General features: G+C 71.2%; 3 protein-coding genes. All 3 read right to left on the bottom strand.

Annotation, left to right across the window (positions count from 1 at the left end):
- Positions 1-1,646 (bottom strand): malto-oligosyltrehalose trehalohydrolase (treZ, locus tag C1I99_RS29965; protein ID WP_111137537.1); only part of this gene is annotated, 1,646 nt, incomplete at its 3' end.
- Complete coding sequence (locus C1I99_RS32980) at positions 1,643-1,792, bottom strand: hypothetical protein (protein ID WP_158554120.1); 150 nt, start codon at positions 1,790-1,792, stop codon at positions 1,643-1,645. The genes treZ and C1I99_RS32980, both read right to left, overlap by 4 nt.
- Position 1,793: 1 nt before the next feature.
- Positions 1,794-3,908: a glycogen debranching protein GlgX gene (gene glgX, locus C1I99_RS29960; RefSeq protein WP_111137536.1), complete on the bottom strand. Its 2,115-nt coding sequence runs from the start codon at positions 3,906-3,908 to the stop codon at positions 1,794-1,796.
- Positions 3,909-4,081: the final 173 nt, after the last annotated feature.

The following is a 4,081-nucleotide window of genomic DNA, read 5'->3' as shown; positions in this document are numbered from 1 at the left end:
CCCGTCGCCAGCAGCACCCCCCGCGCCACCCCCGGCAGCGTGATCCGCTGCGGCCTGCCGGCGAGGTTCGCCGCCACCAGCGTCTCGCCCCGGCGCATCACCAGGAACTGGTCGCCGCGGCGTACGTTGACCCGGTCCAGCCAGGGGTCGGCCAGGTCGGGCCGGCTCCCGCGCAGCACGATCAGCCGCCGGTAGAAGTCGTACATCGCGCGGTGCTCGGGCTTGTCCAGCTCGGCCCAGTCCAACCGCGAGCGGACGAAGGTCTGCCGGTCCTGGGGGTCCGGCAGGTCCCCCTCCGGCCAGCCGTGCGCCGCGAACTCGCGCCGGCGGCCGGCCGCCACCGCGACGGCGTGCGCCGGCTCGGTGTGGCTGGTGAAGATCTGCCACCGGGTGCTGGCCGCCCATTCCTCCCCCATGAACAGCGTCGGGATGAACGGCGCGGTGAGCAGCAACATCGCCCCGACCCGCAGCAACGCCGGGGAGAGGGAGGCGGAGATCCGGTCGCCGGTGGCCGGGTTGCCAATCTGGTCGTGGTTCTGCCGGTACGCCAGGAACCGGTGCCCCGGGATCTGCTGCCGGTCCACCGGTCGCCCCTGCTGCCGGTTGCGGAAGCTGGACCAGGTGCCGGCGTGGACGAGCCCGCCGGTGAGCAGGTCGGCGAGGCACTCCAGCGAGCCGAAGTCGGCGTGGTAGCCCTGCCGCTCGCCGGTGAGCGGGCGGTCCGGGACATGGCGGTCCTCGTCGTTGCACCGGACGTCGCCGCCGGGTTGCCTGGGGGTGATCAACCGGGGGTCGTCGAGGTCGGTCTCGGCGATCAGCGACAGTGGCCGGCCGAGGTGGGTGGAGAGCGCCTCCACCGCCACCACCACCTCCGCCAGGAACTGAGTGGCCCGGGAGTCCGGCAACACGTGCACGGCGTCCAGCCGCAGCCCGTCGGCGTGGTAGTCGCGCAGCCACATCAGCACGCTGTCGACGACGTGCCGGCGGATCCCGTCGGAGTGCGGGCCATCAAGGTCGACCCTGCGCCCCCAAATATCGCTCTGCTCGCCCAGGAAGGTCGGCGGGTAGGCTCCAGCGGGCCCGAACTGGTGGTAGACGACGTCGAGGATCACCCCCAGTCCCTTCGCGTGGGCCGCGTCGACCAGGCGTTTCAGGCCGTCCGGCCCGCCGTAGGGCTGGTGCGGGGCGTACCAGCAGACCCCGTCGTAGCCCCGGTTGTGTCCGCCGTTGACGGCGTTGACCGCGAGCAGCTCGATCATGTCGATGCCGAGGTCGACCAGATGGTCGAGCCGGCCGATCACCCCGTCGAAGGTGCCGTCCGGGGTGAACGTGCCGACGTGCAGCTCGTACAGGACGCTGCCGGGCAGTTGCCGCCCGGTCCAGGAGCGGTCGGTCCACTCGAACGCCGCGTGGTCGTAGAGCCGGCTCGGCCCGCGCACCCCGGCGGGCTGCCACGCCGAGCGCGGATCGGGCAGCGCCCGGTCGTCGTCGCCGAGCAGGAAGCCGTAGTCGGTGCCGGGGCCCGCGCCGGGCACCTCGACCCGCCACCATCCGTCGGTGCCGGAGCACATCTCGTGGTCGGCGTCCCCGGCCAGGCGGAGCCGGACCCGGGCGACGTCCGGCGCCCACACCGTGAACTCGGTCATGACGCAGCCTCCACGGACTCGGTGGTGGGAGCCAGCAGCGCGACGGGGTAGGTGGCCGGCAGGTCGGCCAGACGGATCTCTCTGCCACTGTAGACCCGACCGGTGAACAGGTCGGTCACGTCGTGAACGGAAATCGACAGGGCCATGTCAGGTCCGCTCCAGCACCACCAGGGAGCGGTCCGGCACGCAGATCGCGGTGCCGGCCTCGACCACCGTGGCCTTCCCCGGCGCCGGCTCCGCGGTGCTGATCACCAGCTCCCAGCGCCGCCCGAACTCGGGCGGGGGCAGGGTGAAGTCCAGCGGGGCGTCGTGGGCGTTGAAGCAGAGCAGGTAGGAGTCGTCCCGGTGGCGCTGGCCGTACTGGCCGCGCTCGCGAATGCCCTCGCCGTTGACGAAGAGCGTGACCGAACGCCCGAAGTCGTTGCCCCAGTCCTCGCCGGTCATCTCCCGCCCGGCCGGGGTGTACCAGGCCAGGTCGGGCAGGGGTGACTCGGCGGCCCGCCCGCCGACCGGCAGGCCGGTGAAGAAGCGGCGGCGGCGGAACACCTGGTGCCGGCGGCGGAAGTCGACGAGCCGGCGGGTGAATTCCAGCAGCTCGGTGTCGGCGGCGTCCCAGTCGATCCAGGCCAGCTCGCTGTCCTGGCAGTACGCGTTGTTGTTGCCCCGCTGGGTGCGGCCCAGCTCGTCGCCGTGGCCGATCATCGGCACGCCCTGCGAGAGCATCAGAGTGGCCAGGAAGTTGCGCCGCTGCTTCGCCCGCAGCGCGAGCACCGCCCGGTCGTCGGTCTCCCCCTCGACGCCGCAGTTCCAGGACCGGTTGTGGCTCTCGCCGTCGCGGTTCTCCTCGCCGTTGGCCTCGTTGTGCTTGTCGTTGTACGACACCAGGTCGGTGAGGGTGAACCCGTCGTGGCAGGTGACGAAGTTGATGCTGTGGAACGGCCGGCGCCCGTCGTCCTGGTAGAGGTCGGCGGAGCCGGAGATGCGGGAGGCGAACTCGGCCAGGGTGGCCGGCTCGCCCCGCCAGAAGTCCCGCACCGTGTCGCGGTACTTGCCGTTCCACTCCGTCCACACCGGCGGGAAGTTGCCGACCTGGTAGCCGCCGGGGCCGACGTCCCACGGCTCGGCGATCAGCTTGACCTGGCTGACCACCGGGTCCTGCTGCACCACCTCGAAGAAGGTGGAGAGGCGGTCGACCTCGTAGAACTCCCGGGCCAGGGTGGCGGCGAGGTCGAAGCGGAAGCCGTCGACGTGCATCTCCTGCACCCAGTAGCGCAGCGAATCCATGATCAGCTGTAGTGAGTGCGGGCTGCGCACGTTCAGGCTGTTCCCGGTGCCGGTGTAGTCGACGTAGTGGCGCCGGTCGGGCTCGCTGAGCCGGTAGTAGCTGGCGTTGTCGACGCCCTTGAAGCTCAGCGTCGGGCCGAGGTGGTTGCCCTCGGCCGTGTGGTTGTAGACCACGTCGAGGATGACCTCGATGCCGGCGGCGTGCAGCGCCCTGACCATGCCCCGGAACTCCTGCACCTGCTGGCCGAGGCGCCCGAGTGCCGAGTAGCCGTGGTGCGGGGCGAAGAAGCCGATGGTGTTGTAGCCCCAGTAGTTGCACAGCCCGAGATCGGCCAGACGGTGGTCGTGTACGAACTGGTGCACCGGCATCAGCTCGATGGCGGTCACCCCGAGCCTGCTCAGGTGCTCGATCATCGGCGGGGAGGCGATGCCGGCGTACGTGCCGCGCAGCTCCTCGGGGATGTCCGGGTGGCGCATGGTCAGGCCGCGCACGTGCGCCTCGTAGATCACGGAGTGGTGGTACGGGGTGCGGGGCGGCCTGTCGTTGCCCCAGTCGAAGTACGGGTTGACCACCACCGACTTCGGCATGAACGGCGCCGAGTCGCTCGGGTTCATCCGCGCCGGGTCGCCCGGCTCGTAGTCGTAGACCGCCGGGTCCCAGAGCACGTCCCCGTCGACCGCCTTGGCGTACGGGTCGAGCAGCAGCTTGTGCGGATTGCAGCGCTGGCCGTTCGCCGGATCGTACGGCCCGTGCACCCGGTAGCCGTACCGCTGCCCCGGCTCCACCCCGGGCAGGTACGCGTGCCAGACGTAGGCGTCGACCTCGCGCAGCTCGACCCGCCGCTCCGCGCCGGTGTCCCACTCGTCGAAGAGGCAGAGCTCGACCTTCTCGGCCACCTCAGAGAAGATCGCGAAGTTGGTGCCCATCCCGTCGTAGGTGGCTCCCAGGGGGTACGGCTCACCCGGCCAGACCTGCATGTCGCTCCTTCGGAACAAGATCATGAGCGCGCACCGCACCTTGAGCGAACCACACGGCGGGGGCCGGCGGTACCGACGCGGGTAGTGCCCCGCACGCGCCGCCGCCAATCCATCCGTTCGGCCGACGACCGCAACCCACCCCGACGGTACGGCTGGTCCCCCACCGCCCCCCC

Origin of the sequence: Micromonospora deserti, from assembly GCF_003236335.1 — a bacterium.
Lineage (GTDB): Bacteria > Actinomycetota > Actinomycetes > Mycobacteriales > Micromonosporaceae > Micromonospora > Micromonospora deserti.
This window is presented reverse-complemented; position numbering and strand designations above follow the sequence as displayed.